The sequence below is a fragment of the Paenibacillus massiliensis 2301065 = DSM 16942 genome (assembly GCF_000377505.1).
Lineage (GTDB): Bacteria > Bacillota > Bacilli > Paenibacillales > Paenibacillaceae > Paenibacillus > Paenibacillus massiliensis.
The window spans coordinates 658,421-683,871 of record NZ_KB898185.1; the positions used below are offsets into that span (position 1 = coordinate 658,421).

Here is a 25,451-nt window from a genome sequence, read left to right on the forward strand (position 1 = left end):
TGATAATATGGCTGTTAAACCTAACTATCCTGCTGTTCGCAAATCGAATAAGCAAGCCCCCCATCCACCAGGCATTCTGGTATCCGATCATTATCGTGAGCCTTACGGATATAAGTGCCAGCGTCCCGAGGGCACCAAGGACTGGCTAATTATGTACACGTTATCAGGCCAAGGGCGGATTCGGAATGGTAACGGAGGCTATCTGGAGTGTATACCAGGCTCAGTGACTCTCCTCTCTCCCGGAACACCGCAAGAATACTTCACTACTGAAGACATGATCTGGGAGAAAATGTGGGCTCATTTCATCCCGCGCATCACCTGGGTTGATTGGATGCCTTCCAGCAATACGGATGGACCTGTATATCAGATCAATATTACTGATAAGAGCACCCGCGCTTCCATCGAATCGGCGTTTCGCCGTGTGCTTTCCTACCGCTTGGACCCATTTGCATTGCTACGAGATGAGCTCACTCTCAACGCTCTGGAAGAGATCATTCTATTGCTCTCCGGGCTGCAGTCCGACAAGAAAACTTTGGACCCCCGCATTCGGGAGGTTCTCAATATCCTTGTGGAGCAATACGCAGAGGATCATCCGATCAAGGAGCTGGCGCACAAAGTATGTCTTTCCCCGTCAAGACTCTCGCACCTATTCAAAGAGCAGGTAGGGGATTCGATTATTGAGAGCTTGATGAAGTATAGACTCAGACAAGCCGAGAAGCTCCTGCAATATACATTCCGTCCCATCACCGAAATTGCACTGGATGTGGGCTTTCATTCATCGGACTATTTCTCAAGGCAATTCGCTTCTTATTATGGAGTAACGCCTTCCCATTTCCGTAAGCAGCATCGAGAGCAATCGTGATAGCTCATACAAGCCATACGTTAAGTACATGAAGAACATCTTTCGACGTACTATCATAGAAGACAGACCGCCTTTAATGGAGTTTTTCTTTCGTATTTTCGGATGGCTCAGCTCCGCTGAAAACATATACATTCTATCCATTAAAAAAGCCCCGTAGAATAGACTTGGCGGTCACCAAAATCTGTTCCACGGGGCTTTGCTTACTACTTCACCGCACGGCGTCGCAGAATGCAAGCACCGTTGACAGGTAGCTCTACTTGACCTGAGAGTACGTCACCAGATTCCATATTCTCATATTCCTCACCGTCCAGCTCAATCGTAACGATCGTACCTGAGAAATTCAGCAAGAACACGTAATCCGTATCACCGTCGGTTCGCAATTGCGCAGTCACACCTGCTGGGAGCTTACTTTGAAGAGCACGTGTTACCTGCTTCTCTTCAACAAGCCCTGCATAGAATAATTGATAGAACAGAGGTTCATGTACCCGAGCCGCAAGATAATAGGCTTGACCCTCGCCAAAATGATTCACGGTAAGCACTGGACGTCCCGCGTAGAAGTCATCACCATACACAGCCAGCACTTCTGCCGTCTCGGTGTGGATTAACTCACACAATTCCCGTATCTCAAACGAACCCTCAAAGCCCAGCGAATTGCCAGCATCCATCACCAAGGCATTGCGATCCTGGTCGTGCAGCCCCTCGATCTCCTCCGCCCAGATGCCGGCTACGGTCCGCAATGGACCCGGAAAGCCACCCAGATAGCACAGGTCACTTTCATTCACGATACCACTCCAGTAGGTGATAACTACAGTGCCACCCTCGCTGACGAATCTTTCAATCTTCTCCCCTGTTTCTTGCCTTAGAAGGTAAGCCATTGGCAGTAGTAATAGCTTATAGCCCGAGAAATCATCATGGGAGCCAACAATATCTACGGGTACCCCCATATCCCACAATGCACGGTAATGCTGCATCACGGTCTCCTCATAATGAAGACCACTGTTGCGTGGGCCTTGTGCGTCATTTATCGCCCAGCGATTATCCCAGTCGGCCAGAATTGCAGCTTCAGCTGGAACCAGCGTGCCGATCAAGTCTGTAAGCTGCCCCAGCGTCTTGCCTAGCTCAGCTACATCCTCAAATACACGATTGTGCTCGTGGCCAACATGATCCACCACGGCCCCATGGAATTTCTCGCTGGCGCCGCGGCTCTTACGCCACTGGAAATACTGTACGGTATCAGCCCCGTGTGCAACAGCCTGCAAGGAGGACAATTTATGCATGCCAGGTCGTTTCAGCTTGCTCACAGCCTGCCAATTCGTCAAGCTGGGCGTGCTCTCCATCAGCATGAATGGCTTTTTCTTCAATGAACGAAACAGATCATGATTGAAGGCGAACCATGAGGCTACATTACGATCCGAGGGCGCTTCGTGCCATGCCGGGTACGCATCCCAGGAAATCACGTCCAGCTCCTCAGCAAACTTATGATAATCCAGCCCATAGAACCAGTCCATCATGTTCGTCGTGCACGGTAGCTCAGGGTTGGCTGCCTTGAGCGGGAGCACCTCGTGCTTATAAAAGTCCAGTGTTTGATCGGATACAAAACGCCGCCAATCCAGATTTTGTCCATGGACAGCGTTCTCTCCGTGAGGCGCTGGCGACTCCACCTGCGACCAATCCGTATACGTGTGGCTCCAGAAGGTTGCCCACCAAGCGTGATTTAACGCCTCCATGGAACCATACTTCACCTTCACCCATTCGCGGAACGCCGCTTGGCAGTAATCGCAGTGGCACTCACCGCCCATTTCGTTCGAAATGTGCCAGCCCAAGACGGCAGGATGATGGGCATACCTTTCAGCGAGTCGCGAGTTCATAATCTTTGTCTTCTCCCGGTAGACGGGCGAGGTGTAGCAGTGATTATGACGCAGTCCATGCAGATTGCGAATGCGGTTAGCTTCGACTCGCAATACTTCAGGATACTTCTGCGACATCCAGGCTGGTCTTGCACCACTAGGTGTAGCGAGCCATGCATAGATGCCATTCTCTGCAAATGTGTCCAAGACATGATCTAACCACTCGAACTCAAAGCGTCCTTCCTCCGGCTCCAGTGCTGACCAAGCAAAGATCCCCACAGACATTACGTTACAATTTGCCAGCTTCATCAGCCGAATATCTTCTGCGAAAATCCGAGGATCATGCAGCCATTGCTCAGGATTATAATCTGCACCATGCATGAATACTGGAAGCTTGTTACTGATCGGCGCGACTTTATGTGACATCTTTATTCATCTCCCCTGTTGTCTATGAAAAAGAGAAAGAGGGGACTAGCCCCTCAACCTGTGCTCATCACTTGGCAAGAAAAGCATCAATCTGCGATTGCATCTCTTGCTGAACTTTATCGATTCCCGCGGCCTTGAGCTGAGAATTCAGGGCTGCCAGTCCTTGATCCAGATCCTGAATGAGTCCGTACTCAAGCGGAATGCCGTAGCGCACCATAACATTACTAATATTAGCTACTTCGGACTTCACCTTGGCATCGTCGAATACAAATGTCTCCAATGGATAGTGGTATACATTTTCCTGCCAATTGTTAAAGATGTCGTCTGCTTCTACTGGATAAGAGGAGTCCTGACGATTCAAATAGGAGTTCCAGCCCCAGTTCGAGAATCCTGTGTAGTTACTTGCACTTGGTCCTGGTGAGAACTTGTCATCGCCTTCCGGGTTGTAGTGCGTACCAGCAATACCGTACATCGTTAAATAATGAATCTCCTTGTCGTTCTGTAGCAGATCAATCAGCATTAATGCCTTCTCTGGCTGCTTGGTAGTCGCGTGAATAGCGATCCCGTTCTGCGTCGAAATGGCCCCAAGCTTCTTGCTGCCAGGTGTAATATCTGCAATCGCATATTCTTGCTCTGGTGTATCGCGACGGGCTTCCGCCAAATTGAATGCCGTTGTACCGAGATTGTGTGCGTACGAGGATACCTTACCAGCCTTCATGTCTTGCCAGATATCATTCTTATTGGTCACCACATTCTTCGACCATGCTCCGTTATCAGACAAATCTTTATAATAGCCTAGCAGGGATTTGAATTCTGCAGTTTCATATACATTGAACACCTTGCCAGTCGTATCATCCAGCTTGTAGGCCAGCGGAATACGCAGATCGACAACCTTGAAATCATTATTTTGCTCCAGTGCAATCTGATCCAGCTCATGCCATCTCCAGCCATCAGCAGCTTTTGCCCCAAAAGCCGTAATTCCCTTCTCATTCGCCGCAACCGTCTTCAGATAATTCGCATAGGTATCCAAGCTATTAATAGCTGGCAAGTCGTATTTCTTGCGAAGATCCTCACGGTACAGTACAACCTTGTTGGTGATCTCCAGATTATTGTTAGGAACCATATACAATTTGCCGTTGATTTTTGCCTGATCCCACGATACCTTAGGCATTTTCTCCCACGTTAGTGGCGCATTTTTTTGCAGCATCTCATCTGTAATTTCCAGGAATCCGCCTTTAATGGCCTGATCGTTATAGTAAGCCCAGCTTGAGGTATATACCAGATCAAAATCTTCATTTGCGGCAAATTTCAATGGATATTTCTGATTCCAATCGGACCAATCCAGGAACTCCACTTCGAGAGTCGCATTCATTTTTTCCTTCAGCTTCTTGTTCAGCTCAGCGAAGACAAGATCATAATCAACCGGCTTTCCGCCAAGAAGGATCATCTTGAGCTTAACCTCGCCTGCTGCTCCCGACGCTCCCGAGCCTTCGTTTGCAGTATTCTCATTACTTCCCCCGCAGGCCGCCAGGACAGCAGACAAGACCAAAATAAGGGCAAGCAGCACTACAGTAGATTTAGCAGATGTATACTTATGTCTCATGGTCGTAACCCCCATCAAATATTGTTAACAATATGAACTCATCCTTTTACAGCACCAATCGTAAGACCCTTCACAAAATAGCGTTGAATAAACGGATACAGGAGAAGAATCGGGCCAATCGCCACAATAGTCATCGCCATTTTAAGGCTTTCTGTAGGAATCTGGAGATTCACGACCGCCCCCGACGAGATCATTGCCTTTCGCATACCATCCATATTCCCTAACATCTTGTACAAATAATATTGCAGTGGCATCAGATCTTCTTTCGTTATAAATAGCATGGCATGATACCAGTCATTCCAATACCCTAGAGCTATGAACAAACCGATCGTTGCCAATGCAGGCTTGGACAACGGGAGAATGAGACGCGTGAAGATCAGGAAATCTCCTGCTCCGTCAATTTTTGCAGATTCCGTAATGGCTTCTGGAATACCATGCATGAAAGACTTCATGACGATAATATAGAAGACATTCATCAGCATCGGCAATACCAATACAAGAAACGTATCATTCAAATGCAGATAATTAACAATCATTAAGTACCATGGAACCAAGCCTCCGCTGAACAGCGTGGTGAAGAAGAAGAAGAATGAAAATCCGTTCCGCCACTTAAAATCTCTTCGCGCCAGCACATATGCCGTCATCGACGTCAGGAACAAGCCAATGACCGTTCCGACAACCGTCACGCTGATCGTGACTGCATAGGCTTTTATCAACTGCTCTGGAAATTCGAAGAGCAGGCTGTATGCATCCAGTGAGAACACCGAGGGAATGAGTTGGTATCCGTTCTCGATGATGCTGCTCTCCTCCGTCAGTGACGACGAGAGTACGAGGATGAATGGAACCAGGCAGATGAGCGAGATGATCGCGAGCAGGAGGTAACCAATAATCTGAAGCAGCCATTCATCGGCGCTTCTCCTACTCACCGTGCTACTTGTTACTTGTGTACTCATGTTGAATTACTCCTTTCTAAGCACCTGTGCAAACCTGCTCTAGAACAACGCGCGGTCCTTATCATATTTACGTACAGCATAGTTAGCCAGCAGAATAGTCACGAACCCGAGTACCGACTGATAGAATCCGACAGCTGAGGACATTCCGATATCATTGGCTGTAGTTAACGAGCGGAACACGAACGTATCAATGACATCGGTGTTTCCGAACAAGAGGCCATTGTTGCCGACCATATTGTAGAACATCCCAAAATCACCACGGAATATGTTGCCAACTGCGAGAAGCACCAGAATGATGACCGTTGGATACAGATTCGGTATCGTAATCCTGAAGATGCGTTGGAACACATTGGCACCATCAATCTCAGCAGCTTCATACATCTCTGTATCAATGCTCGTAATGGCTGCCAAATACATAATGGAGCCGTAGCCGACCGCTTTCCAAGCTGCTACAAGCACCAGCAAAAATGGCCAATAAGCAGCCGTGTTATAAATATCCACCGGTTCCATACCCACGGCTTGCAGCACAACGTTAATCATGCCGAAATCGTAGCTGAACAGATTGTAAGCAATGGCGCCAACAACGACCCAGGATATAAAATAGGGCAGAAATAGCATGGTCTGAAAGATTTTTCTGAACCATTTGTTCGCCACCTCGAACAGTAAAATCGCCATCGTGATTTGCAGCACGTTATTCACAATAATAAAGGCGATATTGTATAAAGCCGTGTTGCGGGTCACCTGCCATGCCTGACCTGATTCAAAGAAAAAACGAAAGTTGTCCAGCCCATTCCAGGGGCTGCCGAAGATCCCACCTTCGTACGTGAATTGCTTAAAGGCCATAACTACCCCAGCCATTGGAACATAAGCAAACACAAGAAAGAACAGCAGACCTGGTGCCAGCATGAGCAACAAGGTACGATATTTTACCACGTCACTCCAAAAGCCGCTTCGATTCATAGATGTCACCTCTCATGTAACCGTATAAGGTTAGCGTTTTCATACTCTGATTATAGGCTGTATGAGAGCTCCTACGGCATTAAGGCAAGCAACTAAATATTATACTCATTCTACGATTCGAACGAAAAAGCGTCAGAGCCTGATCGCTCTGACGCTAGCCGCAATTATATATTGTGTTTTTTTCGATATTCCCCTGGGGACATTCCCGTTGCTTGCTTGAACTGCCGATTGAAGTAAATGATATTCTTATAGCCGACTCGCTCGGCAATCTCATAGATCTTAAGTGATGGCTCCGCCAGCAGCTCGCATACGCGCTGCATGCGCTGCTCAAGAAGAAAATCACTGAAGTTCATGCCCGTGTCTTCCTTGAACAGATGCCCCAGGTAGTTCGGCGAGAAGTTAAAATAGGCTGCGACCTCCTTGAGCGTCACCTTGTATTCAATTCTCAGCTTGACATAATTCAGAATTTCCTCAATTAGCTTCCGATTGGAATTCGACCGCTTGATGAACAACATCTCAGACAGTTCAAAAAAACGTCGCCTCAACCAGGACAAAATGTCACTAACCGTCTCAAACTGAAACAGCACCGCTGGTTGATGGGATTCCCATTGAAGTAGCTCATACAAATTTTCCTTCAATTGCTGTAGCTCGGCATGCAGCTTGGAAGTGATTCTAATGATCAGATTATACACATCATCGAGCTGGTGAATGGGGCGGTTGTGCCCAAAAATCTGTAGCAGACAATCATCAATGCCCACCAGGTCATAAGACATTATGGCCTTTAGCATGCGTTCAATCGTCTCATCCAAATTCTCAAGGGGCTGATGATGTAATGGCCTCTCAGCCACGTCACGGATCAGTCGATTTTTACCGACTAGCCATTTGGCATTTAGCGCAGCTATCGCTTGATCATAGGATTCAGGAAGCTGTCTCCAATCATCGGTAGACTTGCCACACCCAACGGTTACTGTCAGCGGAAAGGCGGTAGCTACGGTGAGGATCATTTCTTCCAGCAGGACATTATTTTCCTCTTCCGTCCCTCTTGCCAGTAGAACAAATCTATAATCCGATGGACTGGCGATGATCGTTCCCAGCCCATTTTCCACAGCGAAATTCTCAATAGACCTGAGTATCTCACTGGATAATTGGTCACGCTCATTCAAGGGTATATCACGCATTTTCCACTCCACATCATCCAACTCAATGACAGCCACTGCAGCTCCGCCGAGGACAATCGGCGCTATGATCTGTTGTACATGCTCCTCAACCTCCCTGTGCGATCGCCCACGCAGCCAGCGGAGAAGAAGCGCCTGACTGGCCAACGACAATACCTCATCATCAGACCTCATCTTCTCCCACTCCTGTCTGATCTCGCTACATAACTCAGCCAGCATCTCCTGCAGCTCGTGGTCATCCACAGGCTTCAGTAAGTAACCAGATGCATGGAGAGACAGCGCCTCTCGTGCATAACCAAAGTCCTCGTGCCCGCTAATAAATATGATTTTAATTCGTGGATTCATTTCCTTCGCTTTTCGTGCAAATTCGGTCCCTGTCATAATTGGCATTCGGATGTCGGATATCAGCAAGTCAATCCGATGCTCCTTCAATATGTCTAGCGCAGCGAAGCCACTGTTCGCCGTCGCAACCACATGAAGTGCCAAGCCGCTACCTGCCACTCTGCGTCGAAGCCATTCCAGGTCGATTCTCTCATCATCAACGAGCAGGGCATTTACAATCATGTCGTCTCCTCCATTCAGCAAGGCTTAGGATATTTCTACATCCGAAGATGGATCTGCAGGTAGTAATATGCGCACCGTTGTACCTCCACCGTACACGCTTCCGATCTCGATCCCATATTCCTGGCCATACCGGAGTTTAATTCTTTCGTTGACGTTCTTCAGCCCATACCCGCCTTCCTTCCCGGCTTCAGTAAGTATGGAATGAACCGTGTCCGGCTTCATGCCAACACCGTTGTCAATCACTTCAAGCTCAATAAGGCTACCTACCCTTCGCCCCGTAATCCGGACTGCGATGGTGTCCCCATACCAGGCATGCTTGAATACATTCTCAACACATGGCTGCAGGATCAGCTTAATGACCGGAATTTCTAATATGTCAGGGTCCACGTCTTTAGTAAAGGTAAAGGCATCAACATATTTGACTCTCTGAATATTCATATACGTCTCCACCTGCTCCAGCTCCTTGCCAATGGGTATGAGCACATTCCCCTGGTTGAGCGTAAGACGATAAAATTTCGACAACCCCTTAACCATTTCAGTAACTTGAGCGGTCTCTCCAAGGTTTGCAAGACTGCTAATCGTAGACAATGTGTTGTACAGAAAATGTGGATTAATCTGCGCCTGTAGCGCGTCAAGCTCAGCCTGTTTACGGCGAATGCCCTGTATGTAGACATTACTGATTAGCTCTTGAATATTCGTAGCCATAGCATTGAACGCATCAGCAATACGACTGAACTCGTCGTTGCCATGGATACGAAGCCGCTGCTCAAACCCGCCGCTTTCAAACGTTCGAACAAGCGATATGATTTTCCCCATTTTCCGGCCTGAAAGTCTGGCTAACACGTAGCCGATCAACACCATCACCAGAAAACTGATGGTACACACAGCCAGGATGACCCATTGAAGACGACGGGCATCCTTTCGCAAATAGTCTTGGGGCACCCAGGTTTCGATGACCAGATCCGTTCCAGCTACCTCCTCCTTCAGGGTAAGATAGGAGCTAGCTTGCTCCAGTTCCACCCCCGTGCCACCACGCTCGTACAACACCACACCTGTAGTCCCCTCAACGAGCCGCATAGTGATACCATCTTCCTCCGGAAACGACACATGGTCCCCAACCAAATCACCGAGCCCGACTGTAATTCGCAGCGTACCGCTGACCTGATAATCGTTAAAAGACAACATCCGGCGCACATGAGAAATATGGCTTAGCTCCTGATCCGACTCAACCTGCATCCAGCGATTGTCGCGTCCGTTCAAGATCGCCGGCAGCCAATCGCTATCCTTAATCTCATTCGAGGATAAGATATAATAATCGCTCTCCTGCAGCGGCTTCGACAGGTCATCCCCCTCTACCACATTCAGATCACTATTATTGGCGTATAGGATGATGCGTATCGGATTACCAAATAACTGCAAGGGTGCTTTCATTTGTGGAACGATGTGATCCAGCATGGTCAGATACATTTCATAGGGATCGCCTTTCTTCTGCAGGGCACGCTGAAAAGCTGCGCTGCTGAACAGCGTGTCGGATATGCGCTGAATCTCGTCTAATTGGTACTTCAGGTTACCACTTGTCTGGGTCATTACTGTCCGAATGTTGGACTCAGCAATCTCTGTGCGCGACTCCGTCAGTACTATAAATGAGAAATAGCCGATGGCCACATCGGTTACGAGGACAAGCAACAGGTAGGAGATCATCATTCTGTACGTATAAGGGATTATTTTCTTTTTATGTATCACTCGGCTCAAATCTGTCCCCACCTCATCGCTTGGATTATCTACAGGTCTCTAATGGGGTAAATGGCTTATCATGCGTCCTTGCTCCATACGCCTCATAGGCCGATCTCATTGATCGGCCTTATTGGCTACCTAAGCTACCTTAATCATATCATTCGGTCATATCTCATCGGTAGCATCTCAACCAGTCACACCTCATCATTATATCCAACTTCATAGATTCATGGCATGGAGTTAACCAATGAAAAGTAATACTATATCTACGAGGGTTACCCCATTCTCATATTTCCATAAATTCAATCAGTTCACCATACACTACAGAGAAGCCAGTTGGCCTATGAATCTGAAGGAAGCTTTGTTGCCAATGGTCTGTAGCGATGCCATCAAGACTCACTACATAGCTCTTACCTGGCAACATGTTAGGAAGTGTGATGCTCGTGTTCCCTCCGTCTGGTTCATGTACTGTTAATGTATACCCTGTCAAAGTGTAGCTAGGAATACTATCACGAATGGTAATACTTAGCTCAAGCCCATCCTTTTCCGGCTTCCAGGCAGCGCTTAGTTCCAATGGAGAGCCCAATTCTCTCAGCACCTCATAGGACGGCTTTGGCATTCCGTAGCAATCCATAGATCCATGTATACGCTGTCGAAGTCTTCCCTCTCCATCCTCACCCATCTGCGTGCGATAGTCGTTCAAGCTGAAATAGATGAGTGCTGCAATGCCAGGGTGCTTGCGGTACTCCAGGGTATTCTCTACCAGAATCTCTCCACGTCGTGCATCTCCACCTGAAAATGCTGGTTCACACAATCCGAATTCCGCTACAATAATAGGTTGATCAGGATAGTCCTCGCCTATGCTCCGAATGACGGCAGGGCGCTCCAGATCCCCATGCCATGTTCCAATATAATCATTCCACATAATTACATCGCCCACCCCGGTTGCATCTAGCCCAGGATTCTCATGAACCGTATTAGATACGTAGTTAATGAACCTTGTATCATCTATTTCGTGCACCAGCGATTTTAGCTTCCTGAAAAAGTGAACCGTAACTGGAGACTGTCCATTGACCTCATTACCTAATCCCCAGGCATAAATACAAGGATGGTTATAATGGCGATGGATCATCTCCGAGGCGTGCTGTATGGAGCGCTCCAGCCAGGTATCATCAGGATCTGCTGGTGTCTGCCAATGCGGAATCTCCTCCTGCACAAGCAAGCCATGACGATCACACCAGTCCAGAAGCTTGCTATCTTGCTGCCAATGAAAACGGGTAATTACGCAATTCGCATGCTTGATATGTTCAAGCATCTCAATCCATTGCTCTTCCGTCTCTGCCATTCCGTGATCTGGATGCGACCCTGGCATCCACTCTACACCCATTAATCGCACAGGCTCTCGATTCAATAGCAGCAGATTACCTTGTGCTTGAATCTCCCTAAAGCCTATGGTTCCCTTCCATTCATCGGTCATGAGTCCTTGGCATGTTAAAGAGATGGAGACGGTATATAGGTGGGGATGATCAAAATGCCACAAATGCGGTCGCTCTACTCGGATCTCGGGTAGCTGTACTGGATTCCCCTTCGGTATTATCTCTATTTCTTGCTGAGCAATAAGGCTGTCTTCTCTGAAAATGCCTATCTTCATTGTCAAAGGTACGTCCAATTGGGCGGATTTCTCCGTAGTTAAAAAAACATCACCAGATAATACACCATAGGCAGCACTATCGCCCTCATCCGTAAATACAGGTACAGCCTTGAGCTTGGTATAATCCATCGCATATTGTCCTGTGACGATCAGCGATACGCCGCGAATAATCCCGCCATCATCAGGCCAATCGAAGCTATTGCTTAACGGAAGCGCCGTCATGCTGTTCTCATTATTGACTGACACCACGATCAAATTGTCTTGACCAGGAGCAATAAGTCCTGTCACATCCAATACAAAGGAGGTGTAGCCGGCATTGGCATGCTCACCTGCATGCTGCCCATTAACCCAGACCGTGGCATCGTGGTAGACAGCATCGAATTGTAATCGGAGCAGCTGCCCTTCCCATTCCGGTTGACCAAATAAGGAATAGGAATACCAGCCCGTACCTCTGAACTCCTCCAGCCCTTCCTGTACGTTCCAGGTGTGTGGGATGCTGACTTCTTGAGCATCTGGAAGCCCATGCTCATACCAGTTCTGCATGCTTCCTTCGCTCGTAGGGTCTACTTGGAACTTCCAAATCTCGCTAAGGGGATAACTGAATCTCGCCATGATTGATTTCCTCCATACTCTTTCTGATTCGCTATGTCGTGCCTCTGCTCTATTGAGTACTGCTGCCTTTATATCTTTGCATGAAAGTATGGAGTTGAAATAGTTCAATCATGCTGAAAAACAGAAGGATTATGCTACAATTCTCTTTTTGCCCATTTTTTTAAATAAGAAGCTGGCAAGAAGTAAAGCTGTGCTTACAGCGGCAAAACCCAGCCAATTCAAATACAGGACAGATGTACGGCTGATGACCAGCCCACCTAATCCAGATCCCAGTGCAAAGCCAAATTGAATGAACGAAGTATTTACGCTCAGGGCAATGTCGGGATTTCGAGGCGCTAAAGTTACCAGATATAGTTGCTGCGCAGGGGAAATACTCCACGTTGCTAGCATGAAGATCATTAAAACCAAGATCAATACATAGAGATTGACACCGGCTAGAGCGAATAAAAGAAGTGTCGCCCCTTGTAACAGCAGCCCCAGACAAATTGTAAATTTCGAGCCCTTGGCATCTGCCAGCTGTCCACCCACTTTTGACCCAACGAAGCTACAAATTCCCGCCAGGAACAGAACCCCGCTAATTTCCGTAATAGACAGTGAGGATGTGGCTTGCAAGAAAGGCGTAATATAAGTGAACAGTGTAGAATAGCCTCCGACATACAATAAAGTAATGACCAGGGCAGTCAGAACCGTTGAACTCTTCAGCATAGAGAGCTGCATTCCGAGCGTAACTTTTTCTTCTTCTTTGATTGCCGGAACCTTGTTATAGATGATAACTAATGGCAGAATGCTTAGTACACCAATGAAAATAAAAAGATTCCTCCATCCAAACATCTCACTAAAAAATGTGCCAATAGGAACGCCGAGCACTAGCGAGCTGCTAAGCCCCATCAGAATAATACCGATGGCGTTACCTCTTTTCTCATGTTCCACGAGTCGTGTCGCTATTGCCATGGCTACTACGGTAGTGATACCTCCACTAGCTCCCTGAATCATTCGAATCCATAATAATGTTTCGTAGGAGAGATCCACCAGCATCATTCCGTTACTCACGATAAACACACCCAGAGTGGACATTAATAGCTTCTTGCGATCTATATTGATCGTGAGTGCAATGAGAATCGGTGTGATCATGGCCGCTGCGAGAGCAAACACCGTCACCAGCAACCCTGCCTCGGAGGTAGATACTTTCAAGTCCGTAGCGATCATCTCAATGACTCCAGTAATAATGTATTCAATGGTCCCGATCAGAAAAACAGCCAGTGCGAGGACATAGATGATCAGTTTGTTTTTCAATCCACTCACTCCTCCTTGCCCAGTTCGCTATATCGTATTGGAATTTGTATTTCTATCAATTGTGCATCCTGTTCTGAAGTTAACGAATAATACAGCTCCCTACCGGATTCGCTTTCCTTGATCTGATAGTGATGTCTCTCAATCCATCTAGCTAAATGAACACAAGCTGCACAATCAAAATGAGTATTGGAATGAAAAGCCATCGTGGCCATCATCGGCTCAGGAGGAAGAGTCCGTAGCTGAAAAGGCTCTGGGTACGATCGCAGCTCACAGGTTACAAAATAACCGACTTCAAATTCAAACTCATCCTCTTTTCCGTCGATTTCTTTCCACAAAACAACCTGCGGACCTTGAATCCATTGGCGAATTTCCTTTGTTAATAACTGCTCCAACCGACAAAGCAAATCTGGAATGTCCTCTTCTCTCCCGCATGCGGTCTGAAAAAGAAACTGCCTGGTCTCTTCTGCTTTGACTCTGACGTCTTGCTCTGTCTCAAATTGTCCCTCTTGTTCTATAAGCTGCATACGCTCCTCAATCCTGATGAGTCTGGCTTGTTCCATGTCAATGATTTGCTGGATTTCACTTCTTTTCAGCTTGAACATCCCCTGGATGTTCTCCAATGAAATATCTTCCTGCAGCAGCTGTGCAATTTGTGGCAATGTGAAGCCCAATTCCTTGTAGATTAAGATTCGATTGAGCTCCAGAAGCTGATCAGCGGAATAGTAACGATAGCCAGTATCGTGATCCACCCTTCTCGGCTTCAGTATCCCAATCTGGTCATAATAACGAAGTGTTTTTAAGGAGACCTTACTTAGCCTTGCAAACTCACTGATTTTAAACAAAATATCACCTCCGCTCTAAATATAATAGGAGTATATAGGTTCCCGTGCAGGGGAAAGTCAAGTACGGAGTAGTACTAGCCATATCACACTGTCCTTTAGCGAACAAAAGGATGCCACTGATCACGGCATCCTCTTGGTATTCATTCATTATAAATGATTGAATCTTAACAGCCTAAGTTCAATCAATAAAGTACTTTATTGTCGTTTGGCACTTATTTATAATTCCGAAATGCATTTGGGTCCTCTTGGATATTCTCCAGATATACAATCTTGCCTGCTTCATTCAGCCTGGCAATGTCAATGCCGGTTCTGGCATATACTGTGCCATCTGCAGCTTGCCCACATACGGCCCAATTTGTCCGGTAGCTGCCGTCCGGCTGCAGTTCCCATTGATCCCACATATGCTTGACATCACTGTTGTACTCATAGAAAGCCTTCATAAAGCCTTCAAAGCCTGTTCTAGTCGTACCGTTAAGTACGATCTCGGCATCAGGTGTGAACATGGAGAGCAGATCGTCCATCGCACGTTGCTCTGTGCGGGAAGCGTCAAACAAGCGGAAATAGTTATTCAAAATAGTAGTCATGATGTTCCTCCAGGTAAAAGTGTTTCATCTTAGTTCGATAAATTTCGAACCAACGTTAATCACAATAACATAACCGTTAGCCCATCACAACCCTCAGTTCGAAAATAATCAAACATTGAAACAGCAAGCCCCCTGTGTTACCGTAATGTTATGAGAACACCAACGATCCCAGATGCCACTACCCTAAAGCTGACGACCGTCTTCAACGCACTTGGAGATCCGATTCGCATGAAGATCGCCTATTGCTTAGCTAGCTCAGGCGAGAAGAACTGTTCCGCCTTTGAAGTAGGTCATATATCCAAATCAACGTTGTCCCATCACATCAAGATTTTACGAGAAGCAGGAGTCATTCAACCACGAATTGAAGGAAAGCAACATTACTACTCTATTCGGAAGGCGGATTTGAATCATCGTTTCCCTGGAATTGTGGACCTGATTATAGCTGAGGGCGGGGAAGAAAAGTAGCAACGCTAGTATGTTCATTCAGATAGCAAAAACTCTGCCAGCAACTAGCCAGCAGAGCTCTGTTTAATTCTTATAAAAAGTTAGGTGTATAGTTGGTATTGCCCAGCATTTGATTCACAATATACACCAGATCATCATCGTTTATGTTTCCATCCAGAATTTGATCTGCACTATGATTGATTGTATCCGTATCGGCAGCGGCACGTCCAAAGTAATACCCATCGATCGCAAGATCAACCAGTGTGTATTCGCCAGAATGATTAACGTCCAGAACGTCAGCTAGCTCTACGGTTACCGTATCACTTCCGCATGCATCTCCCTCCAGATTCCATTCGGTGGTTGTATTCGCTACACGACAGTACAAGGCACTCACATCGCCCATACCAACGGCTTTTGCTCTGAAGTTCAGATTCAAGAAGATCTTTTCTCCAGTAATCCCGTATTGCTCACCTTGACTAGCAACGATGAAGCGGATGTTGCCATTCTCATCCGTTGTCGTGTTGTAGACTTTAAAGCCCTCAACTTCATCAAATCCCACGTATTCGAACCGTTCTGTGTCATACTTTATTTTGAAATCTTCTGCATAGATCCCACTGACACGATTAAGAGAAATAGCCGCTATAAATTCATCCCCGACCTTTACAGTATCTTCAGCAATCGTAACATTCAGCGCAGCGGCACCTTCAAGGGTAGCCTGTGGGGTTGCAGAGACTTCCACGGAGCGGACGGATTCCTTTCCGTTAACTGTAGCAGTTACAACAAAATAGTAAGTTGTCTCATTAGTAAGACCTGGGACAACATAGTTACCATAAGTATCCTTTGTCACCGTTACTGTATCTGTGTACTTGCCAGACTCTGTTCCATATCTGATGGTGTAGCTGTCAGCTTCTTGAATCTCATCCCAATTCAGTGTAACTTGACCGTCTCCAGGGGTAGCTCCAAGATGATCAGGCGTATAAGGATCCAGCAATTCTCCATCCGCATCAATATCTATGGCATCCAGTGAAAAGTTACCACTTATGCTATTCGTTGTTAGCTTTACTTCATGAACCCCAGGTGGTAGATCTAAAGCTTCAAACACAACAACTTGATACTGATTTTTTCCAATACTAGGATTGTAAGTAGATGTTATTCCATCAATCTCTATATTCACATTGTTTACTCGATTATCCCAATGCAAATCAATAATTCGCAACTTGGTTCCAGAGAATTTGATTTTTATCGCATTACTTGTTGGTCCAGATAGTTGCGTAAAGTGGCCTGTTCTAGCATAAACCGTATTAGCTTCTGCAGTCTTTATATCTTCCCAACTACTACCTTCATACTTAATGAATGGATTCATATCGTCATATCTGGTCCAACCCGGTTCAGCGGAAGTTAACTGATCACCGACCGACGCTGCATACGTATTTGAAATCAGAACAAAGCTAGCTGCAAACATGAAAATGCCTAACAACATACTTACCTTTTTCATAAAACTTACCTTCACAAAAGTTCCTCCTACTAGGGTTAATTGATCCGTTACTAACGTAAATGAATTGCTTGAGATTGTCTAAACATTAACTTGCTGATCTATAAATATATACTATAATTTTGAATATTTATTTTTTATTGGATGTTATATAGATAGCAAAACCCTGACGTTCACACTGTACGGTTTTGTAACAACTTTAGTATGTCATATATATTTGACATATCTTTAATAAAGATATACCTAAGAGCTAACTTTCTTGTCATTTATATATGACATAATAGGAGGGTTTATGAATAAAATCAGTGAATTCAGAAAGAAATTAGGCTTGTCTCAGCTTGCTCTCTCTCAGAAGGTTGGCGTTGCTAGACAAACTATTAATCTAATTGAAAATGACAAATACAATCCTTCACTGGATTTATGTATTAAAATAGCTAAAGCCCTAAACACTGATTTGAACACACTTTTCTGGGAGGAAAATTAATGGAAGCGAATCATTTTGAGAAAAAATGATAAAGCATTTTATTGGTTATGTGGAAGATAGAGATGAGTACCAACTTGAAGCGATCAACCGTATTTTAGCTGATGCCTGTCTGTATGCCTTTTATCTGACAACTATTCTAATGCTTATAAATTTGATTATAGATACTGCACATCACACATTTAGCTTCGGGACGATGTCATTATTCATTGTGCAACAATTTATATCTTACTTCACTGTATATAAACTCAAAAAAACAGGGATAGCTGAAACTGAGTATGATCTTGAAAAGGACTACAATAATAAAATACATGTCTTTAAGGTAAAATGTATTATATATGGTATTAAATGGATTTTTAGCATGTGATAGAATTTCTGTTTCCTACTATAGCTAATCGGACGATCACAATTAATTGGTTCTCGATGGTTGTTTGGATTATTGCCGATACAGCCTTTGGATTGTGGGTGTATTTTCAACAGAAGAAAAATATCAAACTGTTCAAAGATAGCTAGATTTCAGCTCTACATAACAATTCAATATAGATAAGCTTGTGTAGGTGTGGAGGCAGTTCACCTCGAGCATGGCTATTCTTGACGGACTCAATTATCATATAATAGTGTGTATTGTCTCTGATATATAATTATAGGTGCTCACATAAAGGCAAAAAAAGCTCTTCTAGCATAGCCAGTAGAGCTTTTCATGTGTTAGTTATAATAGATACTTATCTGTAGCAAGCATACAATACTATTTCAATACGCCGCTTAGGCTACCACCTTTAGCAAATAACGGATCAATTCGCTTCTCGACAGCTGGCTCCAAAATCAGTGGAGGGGCATGATGTGGCTTCGTTCTGGCATCAATAATGAGATTGTCGCAGCCCCAATGCTTAAAGGTACTGTCAGCATTCACTCCATAAATATCATGAGAAGGATTACTCCGAGTGAAGGTCGTCCACAGGAAATTATCAAGCTTCTCACTGACAAAAGAGCTACTGTCACATAGAACGATTAGCGGACAGCTGGACAAATTACCACGCATATTAATGGCATTCGTCAGTTCATCCAGCTGCTGCTCTGCATCTGCATACGTATTGAACGCCGGCCCTTCGATCGCCACCATACCCGGAAGGATGAGCCGTGGATTGACGTAATTCCTTAGCTCCTTCAGCTGTTCTGGAACCTCTGTACACAAGTCACGCTTCTTGTCGCCACAAGCTGCAAATATGACTTTACTTCCCTGATTCAGTCCATTACCCGAATAATCTAATGTATCAATAGTTGTGTTGGTCTGAAAATGAATATCTCGCTTCAGATCAATGCGCTCCAGCACATAAGATAAGAACTGAGATATGTTATGAGTGCTGAGCGGCTGCTCTTCCTCTGCTGCAATGAATAAATATTTGGCAAGACTCAGTTGGTTGGTACCCAGAATTCGGTTAGCGATGGTGAGCAGTTCAGCCGGTTGCTTTACCTTCGTGTACGGAGTATAGCGTTCATAGCCAACTGCAAGCAGCAGTGGGTGTACCCCCGCAGCATCAACAGCATGTACCTCTTTTACCCCTGGAATCTCCTGCCTGATGGCCCCGCCTGTCAGCTCATGAATGAGTGCTCCGAACGTGGTGTCTTCCTGCGGTGGCCGGCCAACGACGGTGAAGGGCCAGATGGCATTCTGTTTAGCATAGACTTTGCGGATGCGCATCATAGGAAATGGATGAGTTAAGCTATAATAGCCCAGATGATCACCAAAAGGTCCCTCAGGCTTTGTTTCGCTAGGATGAATTTCTCCAGTAATCACAAAGTCCGCATCCCGGCTTATACAGTAGCCGGCCTCATCATATCCATACCTGAACCTTTTTCCAGCTAACAGTCCAGCAAACAGCATCTCGCTTAATCCCTCTGGTAGCGGCATCACAGCTGATACAGTATGTGCGGGTGGTCCGCCGACGAAGATGCTTACTTTAAGCGGCTCCCCTTTACGATTGGCCTTATGCTGATGAACTCCGATGCCCCGGTGAATTTGATAATGCAGACCGAGCTCCTTGTTCGTTTCAAATTCATTGCCTGTGAGCTGTACACGGTACATCCCAAGGTTAGCTTGCATGATTCCTTGCTTGTCAGGGTCCTCACTATATACTTGCGGCAACGTAATGAAAGCCCCACCATCCATTGGCCAATGCTTAATCAACGGAAGGTCGGTTATTTGGATTTCTTTGAAGCCTGATAGGACATTTCCTTGCTTGAGTGGTAGAGCTTTAATGGCCGACGTAGCATCGGAAATATGCCGAAACGGGGTCTTTAAAGCCTTCATCGGATCATTGCGCAAGGCAATGATATTCTGTGTTGATTCCCAGGTATCCCTAAAAATAAATTTGCCCCGCTCCATTGTGCCGAACAGGTTAGATACCGCCTTATAACGCGATCCCTTGATATTCTCGAATAAAAGGGCGGGACCTCCCGCTTCAAACACTCGCAGGTGAATGGCCGACATTTCAAGCAGTGGGTCTACTTCTTCTCGTATGCGAATGAGATGCCCATTTTGTTCCAAGTCCTTTATGCATGCCTCTAGTGATGTATAGATTGTAAGACACTCCTTTCATGAGCTACCCCTATATGCCATTAGCAATTCTATTGCAGGAAAATAAACATTTTATTTTACCCTTCCTCTATAGTACTTATATGTGAATAATATCTCAACCTAGTCACTACTTACATAACCCATGTTCTCGCCTAGAAGAGGCTCTCATTAGACATGGAAGAAGTTCTTTTAGGTCAAGAGAGGCAGTCATCTCCCGCAATGTGATGAATTGAGTCCAATGAGAATGGTACAGTACAAAGCTATCCGATGGCAAATGATGATTATGAAATGGTATACTTACATGAAAAAAGTAGCTTATGTCATGAATCTTATTCAAGATTACAGATAATCAACATTCATGGAGGGAGGTAGAGACTTGGAGTCTATCAGCATTAATGATCGTTGTCCTGTAGAGTTTGCTGTGAGTCTGATCGGCGGAAAATGGAAGCTTTTAATATTATATCGGCTAATGACGCATTCAACCATTCGCTTCAATGAGCTGCAAAAGATGCTTGCGCCCATAACCCATCGAACATTAACACGACAGTTAAGAGAGCTAGAGGAATCGGGCCTGCTTAACCGCGTTACTTATCCTGTAGTGCCACCCAAGGTCGAATATTCACTTTCCGATAAAGGCAAAAGTCTTGCTACAATACTTACACATTTAGAGGACTGGGGATTACATCATATGAATTAAGTAGGATTAATCCCTCTAACATCCTGTACGGAGGCTCCTACTCTCCATGCCCAGAGCTTTACTCCCGGCTAAGTCCAAGATGAATTTATCTTGACTTAGCTTATTCGTCATTGTGTAGATTCCGCAGTTCCTCCCTTGTCTAAAGCCACTTTATCATCTCTCCCCTGCCCCGTAGTATCCCCGAGGATACTTCATATCAAGAATGTGCGTACTTACATTGCAGAGTCCAGGATGTTAATCTATGACCACAAGTTGAGTACCTTTTCGTATTCAATCAGTATCCAAAACTCTTAATGGAAAGGTAGTGTTCATAATCATGAATAATACGGAGCAATATTTAGTATATGGGGCATCGGGTACACAAGGAGGGGCTGTTGCCAAATTACTCATTCAAGCGGGTCATACCGTGCGGACCATAACTCGTAACGAAGAGACTGCAAGGGCATTGGCCGACCAAGGAATCCAAGCTTGTATTGGAGATCTGGCTGATGCCGAGCTGCTTCATCAAGCACATGAAGGTGTCGACCGCGTGTTCTTGAACCTCCCTGTTGAATTCAACCAGGACAAATTAAGACAGTATACCAAAAATGCTATCGACGCAGCCCTGCGGGCAAACGTGAAATTGTTCGTTGTCAACACGAGTATTTATGTCCCTGACGTCGTCACCGAAGCAGCAGGACTTGAAATTAAACGCGAGATCATTGCTGAAGTACAACAGAGCGGCCTGCCCTTTATTATTGTAGAACCGATTATTTACATGGAGAACTTCTTGATTCCAGGAACACTGAACAGTGGGGTACTATCGTATCCTGTACCTGCAGATAGACCGATCTCGTGGATCAGCATTGATGATGCGGCCCAGTATCATTACTATGCTCTACAGCACCCTGAGCTTGCAGGAAGTACGATTCCGGCACCAGGGCCAGAGGCTCTCACGGGTTCACAGTTAGCTGAAGCATTCAGTGATGCCTTGGGTGAGAATGTAAGCTTCGTTCCCTTGCCTTTTGACAGCTTCGAAGCGGGCATTCGTCCATTTCTAGGGGAAGAGACAGCAAGCGGTCTGAAGGGAGTGTACCAGTGGATTTATGATCATACCGATCATCTTCCATTGTATCAAGAGGTTGATGAGCGCCTTAAAGCCAGCCTTCAGTTAACTACACTGACAGAGTGGATTCGTCAGACGATGATTAAAGCATAATACTTGAGTTATCAGCTATAAAATGAAGCAAAACAAGTAAGAAAAGATAGATTGCTATCTTTTCTTACTTGTTTTTTTGCACAATCACACTAGCACCTTGACCAGATCACACAACAGAATAGAGCCGCTGCATGTGAAATGATTTTTCCACCACTGCTAAGCTGCCAGCTTCACTTTATATACCAGTTCATTGCATTTTTATATAGAACCTGTTCCGTCTGTTCTTCACCGAGCGTATTATAAATCAGTTCAATATCAGAAGGATGATAAGGCCTCTTTGCTCTCGTGGATGGTAAATCCGTGCCAAACATAAGGGCCTCAGGATTCACCGAGCAAATGGAACGGATCGCCTCTGCTACATCAAGCTCAACCCTGCCAAAGCCGGTTGCTTTAACTCTTACTCCTTTATCGACCAAGGATAGCAGATGATGAAATCCTTCCTTTGATAGACCCAAATGGTCTACCGAGACGGCTGGAAGATGCTCTAATACAGATGCGATGTCCGGTAAGGAAGTAGAGTCAATGTATAATTCCGCGTGCCATCCTGCTACCTCATAGACTCTTCTTGCAAAGTAGTCCAAACGAGAGATATCCTCTGAACCTCCGCGCCTGACATTGAACCGAATGGCTCTTACACCATGCCCATGAAGCCTTATAATTTCTTCGTCCGACGTGTCGTATCGTAATTGAGTTACACCAACAAAATGTTCTCCGAGCTTTTGCAATGAATCGATCAAATAAGTCTGATCAAAGCCTTGAAATGAACCAGATACGACAGCACCCCCTATAATATCTACATCTTGGACTTGATCTAAATAGTCTGTGCAAGTGAACGCATCAGGTAAAAAACCTTGATTCTCAATGAGTGGAAAACGTGGGTCAATAATGTGTAAATGAGCATCAAGTATGGTTCGTATTGGGACCATACATTTGCATAAATGGTATCCAAAATAAATTTTATTCAATATATTACATTTAATGTTTAGACAAAAACTTTTATTATGCTATGCTTCAGGGATACCTATAAAGGTTCCTTAACAACACTACATTATAGGAGGTGAATGCTGTGATCCAGGTTAAAGAATTTATAAGCACTGATATTTCTTATGCCGAAAAAGAAGCTAATATTTTCCTAGCTGATCTTCATGAGGAACAATTTATAAAGGTGCTATACGATACTCACACTGTACTGGATGTCCAAGGCTGTAAACATAACAGATCAGCCATTTTAGTAGTCTACAAAAAAATCTGATGGTTTGACGGTGAGTATAGCAATCGAATAAGAAGTGAATGATCACATTTCGTCAGTGAGGCGAAGTGTCTTAGTTGTATGTCCTCTTATAGGAATACTATTAAGGAGGGGATCACGAGATCTAACTTAGTTTCTCTATAACAAAAGAAATACGGAGGGTTTAACATGAGCTATTTATCCAATCCACTTATCTTTCAGGGGGAGCATATCTATTATGAACCATAGTTTGTTGCTGGAAGGTTCAAGAGTACAACTCATTGACCAATTAGTGTATCTGGACGAAGGTTTGTCTACCTTTATGGATGAGTACTTCCCAACTCCCAATAGACAACGAAAGTTAGTGGAGAATACACTAACAAAATATACGTCCATTATTGAAGGCATTGTTCAGAACTTTACGGATCGTAATTTGAATACATTCGTATTGATTGGAAGCAAAGTCACTATACAATATCTGGATGATGGTACAAGTGAGTCCTTTGTCCTTGTCTTTCCTTCCCTTGCAGATCCGGACAAAAATCTCATATCCTTTCTTTCTCCTATAGGCTTACATTTGCTGATGGCACAAAAAAATGAAATGTATGAGCTGGAAATTCCTTCGGGAACTGTACCCGTTCAGGTAGAGAATATTCAATATTACAACCATGGAAGCCTGGAGTAATGTGATCGCTCAAAAAGAACCTCTCGTCCAAATGGACGAGGGGTGTTCCCCATCGGTTGGGCCTAATTGTAAAAGGAACAAAAAACTCTGCCCACGTTAGCCGGCAGAGTTTTAGCTATTTTCTATAAGAGGTTGGGTGCATAATTGGTATTGCTCAGCATTTGATTCACAATATATACAAGGTCATCGTCGTTTACGTTCCCATCAACAACTTGATCTGCACTATGATTGATTGTATCCGTATCAGCAGCTGCACGTCCAAAATAAAACCCATCGATCGCAAGATCAACCAGTGTGTATTCACCGGAATGATTAACGTCCAGCATATCAGCTTGTTCTACGGTCACCGTGTCTCCTCCGCATGAATCGTCTTCCAGATCCCACTCCGTCTCTGTATTCGCTATGCGGCAGTACAATGCATCCACATCACCCGTCCCCACAGATTTCGCTTTGAATTTCAAATTCAAGAATGTTCTGGCTTCCGCTCCGGTAATTCCGTATTCCTCGCCTTGACTAGCCACGATAAAGCGAATCTGGCCATTCTCATCCACTGGGGTATTATATACCTTGTATCCATCCACTTGATCAAACCCTAAATAGTCAAATCGTTCTGTGTCATACTTTATTCTGAAATCCTCAGCATAGATGCTACTAACATTCTCAAGCGAAATGGCAGCTATGAATTCATCCCCGACTTTTACCGTATCTTCAGCGATGGTAACATTCAACACAGCTTCAGGTGCAGCTTGAAGTGTTACTGAGGCTTCATTAGAATAGGTCGTTTCCGCATCGTTCACTATCCCTGCAACAACGAAATAATACGTCGCTCCGCTTGCTAATCCGGGGATTTCATAATTGCCATAAGCATCCTTGGTAACCGACACCGTATCTGTGTATTTACCAGGCTCCGTTCCGTATTTAATCGTATAGCTATCTGCATACGGATTCGGTTCCCAATCTAATATGACTTGTTGATTAGAGGCAGTAGCATTTAAATTTGTAGGAGCATAATTTATCATTTCTCCCGTACTATCGATATCTATCGATTCCACTGTAATAAAACCAGTCCCATTAATTCCACCAATAATTTCCACATGATGCTCCTGATCACTCAGACCCTCTACCTCAAACACTAGTGTGTTCCGCTGATCCCCCCCACGCTCGGCATATGTATATGTGACACCATCAATGATCACCCTATTATCTGTGAATCGCTGATCGTACCGATAAGCTATGATTCTTAGCTTACTACCCCGAAAGCCAAAGACAACCTTTGAGTTCCTGACCCCTCTATACAAAGAAAAATTAGGAATCTGTGTCCAGGTTTTATTGTAGTAAAAGAAGTTTTGCGGGTTAGCAACCACTCTCTTCCAGCCCGCTTCCGGTGCTGTAAGTCTACCACCAACGGATGCCGCAAAAATACTACCAGCACCTATGAAGCAAAAAAGTAACAATGCGCTAAACATCAAGCAGACTCTTTTAATCAACGTTGTACTCATCGTTGTCCCCCTACGTAAATAATCATTCTATTAAGTTAGTGAATAT

22 protein-coding genes are annotated in these 25,451 nt (G+C 45.0%); 8 read left to right on the forward strand and 14 right to left on the reverse strand.

All coding sequences use genetic code 11. From position 1 onward, the window contains the following. Nucleotides 1-7: 7 nt before the first annotated feature. Nucleotides 8-862 (forward strand): helix-turn-helix domain-containing protein, encoded by an 855-nt coding sequence (locus D328_RS0102910; RefSeq protein WP_018883452.1) that lies wholly within the window; start codon nucleotides 8-10, stop codon nucleotides 860-862. A gap of 203 nt (nucleotides 863-1,065) precedes the next feature. On the opposite strand, the gene D328_RS0102915 is transcribed toward D328_RS0102910, so the two are convergent. The 10 genes from D328_RS0102915 to D328_RS0102960 form a co-directional block, all read right to left on the reverse strand. After that, a complete protein-coding gene (locus D328_RS0102915; protein WP_018883453.1) occupies nucleotides 1,066-3,135 on the reverse strand; it encodes a beta-galactosidase in 2,070 nt (689 codons plus the stop codon). Between the two features lie 67 nt (nucleotides 3,136-3,202). Beyond that, entirely contained in the window at nucleotides 3,203-4,738 is a 1,536-nt protein-coding gene (locus D328_RS0102920; protein WP_018883454.1) for an ABC transporter substrate-binding protein, read from the reverse strand. Between the two features lie 38 nt (nucleotides 4,739-4,776). Continuing rightward, nucleotides 4,777-5,691, reverse strand: a complete 915-nt coding sequence (locus tag D328_RS0102925; RefSeq protein WP_018883455.1) for a carbohydrate ABC transporter permease — start codon at nucleotides 5,689-5,691, stop codon at nucleotides 4,777-4,779. A 39-nt stretch (nucleotides 5,692-5,730) separates the two neighbouring features. Then, nucleotides 5,731-6,651 carry an ABC transporter permease gene (locus D328_RS0102930; RefSeq protein ID WP_018883456.1) on the reverse strand — a complete coding sequence of 307 codons (921 nt, stop codon included), beginning with the start codon at nucleotides 6,649-6,651 and terminating at the stop codon, nucleotides 5,731-5,733. Between the two features lie 164 nt (nucleotides 6,652-6,815). After that, on the reverse strand, nucleotides 6,816-8,390 hold the full coding sequence (locus tag D328_RS0102935; protein WP_018883457.1) for a response regulator transcription factor: 1,575 nt from the start codon (nucleotides 8,388-8,390) through the stop codon (nucleotides 6,816-6,818). A 24-nt stretch (nucleotides 8,391-8,414) separates the two neighbouring features. Next, nucleotides 8,415-10,133, reverse strand: coding sequence for a sensor histidine kinase (locus D328_RS0102940; protein WP_231505449.1), 1,719 nt, complete (start codon nucleotides 10,131-10,133; stop codon nucleotides 8,415-8,417). Nucleotides 10,134-10,410: 277 nt separating this feature from the next. Then, nucleotides 10,411-12,387 carry a glycoside hydrolase family 2 protein gene (locus D328_RS0102945; protein WP_018883459.1) on the reverse strand — a complete coding sequence of 659 codons (1,977 nt, stop codon included), beginning with the start codon at nucleotides 12,385-12,387 and terminating at the stop codon, nucleotides 10,411-10,413. Between the two features lie 129 nt (nucleotides 12,388-12,516). Continuing rightward, complete coding sequence (locus tag D328_RS0102950; protein WP_018883460.1) at nucleotides 12,517-13,680, reverse strand: MFS transporter; 1,164 nt, start codon at nucleotides 13,678-13,680, stop codon at nucleotides 12,517-12,519. 5 nt (nucleotides 13,681-13,685) lie between these two features. Next, nucleotides 13,686-14,522: a MerR family transcriptional regulator gene (locus tag D328_RS0102955; protein WP_018883461.1), complete on the reverse strand. Its 837-nt coding sequence runs from the start codon at nucleotides 14,520-14,522 to the stop codon at nucleotides 13,686-13,688. A 212-nt stretch (nucleotides 14,523-14,734) separates the two neighbouring features. Then, complete coding sequence (locus D328_RS0102960; protein WP_018883462.1) at nucleotides 14,735-15,106, reverse strand: nuclear transport factor 2 family protein; 372 nt, start codon at nucleotides 15,104-15,106, stop codon at nucleotides 14,735-14,737. Between the two features lie 150 nt (nucleotides 15,107-15,256). Between D328_RS0102960 and D328_RS0102965 the strand changes: the two genes are divergently transcribed. Continuing rightward, a complete protein-coding gene (locus tag D328_RS0102965; RefSeq protein ID WP_026280980.1) occupies nucleotides 15,257-15,571 on the forward strand; it encodes an ArsR/SmtB family transcription factor in 315 nt (104 codons plus the stop codon). A gap of 70 nt (nucleotides 15,572-15,641) precedes the next feature. Here the strand turns inward: D328_RS0102965 and D328_RS30110 are convergent, their stop codons facing one another. Further along, nucleotides 15,642-17,060, reverse strand: coding sequence for a cohesin domain-containing protein (locus D328_RS30110; protein WP_018883464.1), 1,419 nt, complete (start codon nucleotides 17,058-17,060; stop codon nucleotides 15,642-15,644). 274 nt (nucleotides 17,061-17,334) lie between these two features. Between D328_RS30110 and D328_RS0102975 the strand changes: the two genes are divergently transcribed. Next, nucleotides 17,335-17,526: a helix-turn-helix transcriptional regulator gene (locus D328_RS0102975; protein ID WP_018883465.1), complete on the forward strand. Its 192-nt coding sequence runs from the start codon at nucleotides 17,335-17,337 to the stop codon at nucleotides 17,524-17,526. 25 nt (nucleotides 17,527-17,551) lie between these two features. After that, on the forward strand, nucleotides 17,552-17,890 hold the full coding sequence (locus D328_RS31860; protein WP_018883466.1) for a DUF3278 domain-containing protein: 339 nt from the start codon (nucleotides 17,552-17,554) through the stop codon (nucleotides 17,888-17,890). A gap of 378 nt (nucleotides 17,891-18,268) precedes the next feature. Here D328_RS31860 and D328_RS0102985 read toward each other — a convergent pair whose 3' ends face one another. After that, entirely contained in the window at nucleotides 18,269-20,101 is a 1,833-nt protein-coding gene (locus D328_RS0102985) for a UbiD family decarboxylase (protein WP_026280981.1), read from the reverse strand. 373 nt (nucleotides 20,102-20,474) lie between these two features. On the opposite strand from D328_RS0102985, the gene D328_RS0102990 reads away from it, so the two are divergent. Beyond that, nucleotides 20,475-20,795, forward strand: coding sequence for a winged helix-turn-helix transcriptional regulator (locus D328_RS0102990; RefSeq protein ID WP_018883469.1), 321 nt, complete (start codon nucleotides 20,475-20,477; stop codon nucleotides 20,793-20,795). Between the two features lie 316 nt (nucleotides 20,796-21,111). Beyond that, entirely contained in the window at nucleotides 21,112-21,993 is an 882-nt protein-coding gene (locus D328_RS0102995; protein ID WP_018883470.1) for an SDR family oxidoreductase, read from the forward strand. 170 nt (nucleotides 21,994-22,163) lie between these two features. On the opposite strand, the gene D328_RS0103000 is transcribed toward D328_RS0102995, so the two are convergent. Then, on the reverse strand, nucleotides 22,164-22,919 hold the full coding sequence (locus D328_RS0103000) for an amidohydrolase family protein (protein ID WP_018883471.1): 756 nt from the start codon (nucleotides 22,917-22,919) through the stop codon (nucleotides 22,164-22,166). Between the two features lie 140 nt (nucleotides 22,920-23,059). On the opposite strand from D328_RS0103000, the gene D328_RS0103005 reads away from it, so the two are divergent. Together D328_RS0103005 and D328_RS0103010 are read left to right on the forward strand one after the other, a co-directional pair. Continuing rightward, nucleotides 23,060-23,245, forward strand: a complete 186-nt coding sequence (locus tag D328_RS0103005) for a sporulation protein Cse60 (protein WP_018883472.1) — start codon at nucleotides 23,060-23,062, stop codon at nucleotides 23,243-23,245. Nucleotides 23,246-23,459: 214 nt separating this feature from the next. Continuing rightward, the gene (locus D328_RS0103010) at nucleotides 23,460-23,906 is read left to right on the forward strand and encodes a GreA/GreB family elongation factor (protein ID WP_018883473.1); all 447 of its coding nucleotides are present in this window, start codon (nucleotides 23,460-23,462) and stop codon (nucleotides 23,904-23,906) included. Between the two features lie 122 nt (nucleotides 23,907-24,028). Here the strand turns inward: D328_RS0103010 and D328_RS30115 are convergent, their stop codons facing one another. Continuing rightward, nucleotides 24,029-25,405 (reverse strand): cohesin domain-containing protein, encoded by a 1,377-nt coding sequence (locus D328_RS30115; RefSeq protein WP_018883474.1) that lies wholly within the window; start codon nucleotides 25,403-25,405, stop codon nucleotides 24,029-24,031. Nucleotides 25,406-25,451: the final 46 nt, after the last annotated feature.

Bases quoted from the DNA above. Each gene is read 5' to 3' on its own strand.
- D328_RS0102910 (WP_018883452.1), top strand. From the start codon at position 8: ATGGCTGTTAAACCTAACTATCCTGCTGTTCGCAAATCGAATAAGCAA.
- D328_RS0102915 (WP_018883453.1), bottom strand. From the start codon at position 3,135: ATGTCACATAAAGTCGCGCCGATCAGTAACAAGCTTCCAGTATTCATG.
- D328_RS0102920 (WP_018883454.1), bottom strand. From the start codon at position 4,738: ATGAGACATAAGTATACATCTGCTAAATCTACTGTAGTGCTGCTTGCC.
- D328_RS0102925 (WP_018883455.1), bottom strand. From the start codon at position 5,691: ATGAGTACACAAGTAACAAGTAGCACGGTGAGTAGGAGAAGCGCCGAT.
- D328_RS0102930 (WP_018883456.1), bottom strand. From the start codon at position 6,651: ATGAATCGAAGCGGCTTTTGGAGTGACGTGGTAAAATATCGTACCTTG.
- D328_RS0102935 (WP_018883457.1), bottom strand. From the start codon at position 8,390: ATGATTGTAAATGCCCTGCTCGTTGATGATGAGAGAATCGACCTGGAA.
- D328_RS0102945 (WP_018883459.1), bottom strand. From the start codon at position 12,387: ATGGCGAGATTCAGTTATCCCCTTAGCGAGATTTGGAAGTTCCAAGTA.
- D328_RS0102960 (WP_018883462.1), bottom strand. From the start codon at position 15,106: ATGACTACTATTTTGAATAACTATTTCCGCTTGTTTGACGCTTCCCGC.
- D328_RS0102965 (WP_026280980.1), top strand. From the start codon at position 15,257: ATGAGAACACCAACGATCCCAGATGCCACTACCCTAAAGCTGACGACC.
- D328_RS0102975 (WP_018883465.1), top strand. From the start codon at position 17,335: ATGAATAAAATCAGTGAATTCAGAAAGAAATTAGGCTTGTCTCAGCTT.
- D328_RS31860 (WP_018883466.1), top strand. From the start codon at position 17,552: ATGATAAAGCATTTTATTGGTTATGTGGAAGATAGAGATGAGTACCAA.
- D328_RS0102995 (WP_018883470.1), top strand. From the start codon at position 21,112: ATGAATAATACGGAGCAATATTTAGTATATGGGGCATCGGGTACACAA.
- D328_RS0103000 (WP_018883471.1), bottom strand. From the start codon at position 22,919: ATGGTCCCAATACGAACCATACTTGATGCTCATTTACACATTATTGAC.
- D328_RS0103010 (WP_018883473.1), top strand. From the start codon at position 23,460: ATGAACCATAGTTTGTTGCTGGAAGGTTCAAGAGTACAACTCATTGAC.
- D328_RS30115 (WP_018883474.1), bottom strand. From the start codon at position 25,405: ATGAGTACAACGTTGATTAAAAGAGTCTGCTTGATGTTTAGCGCATTG.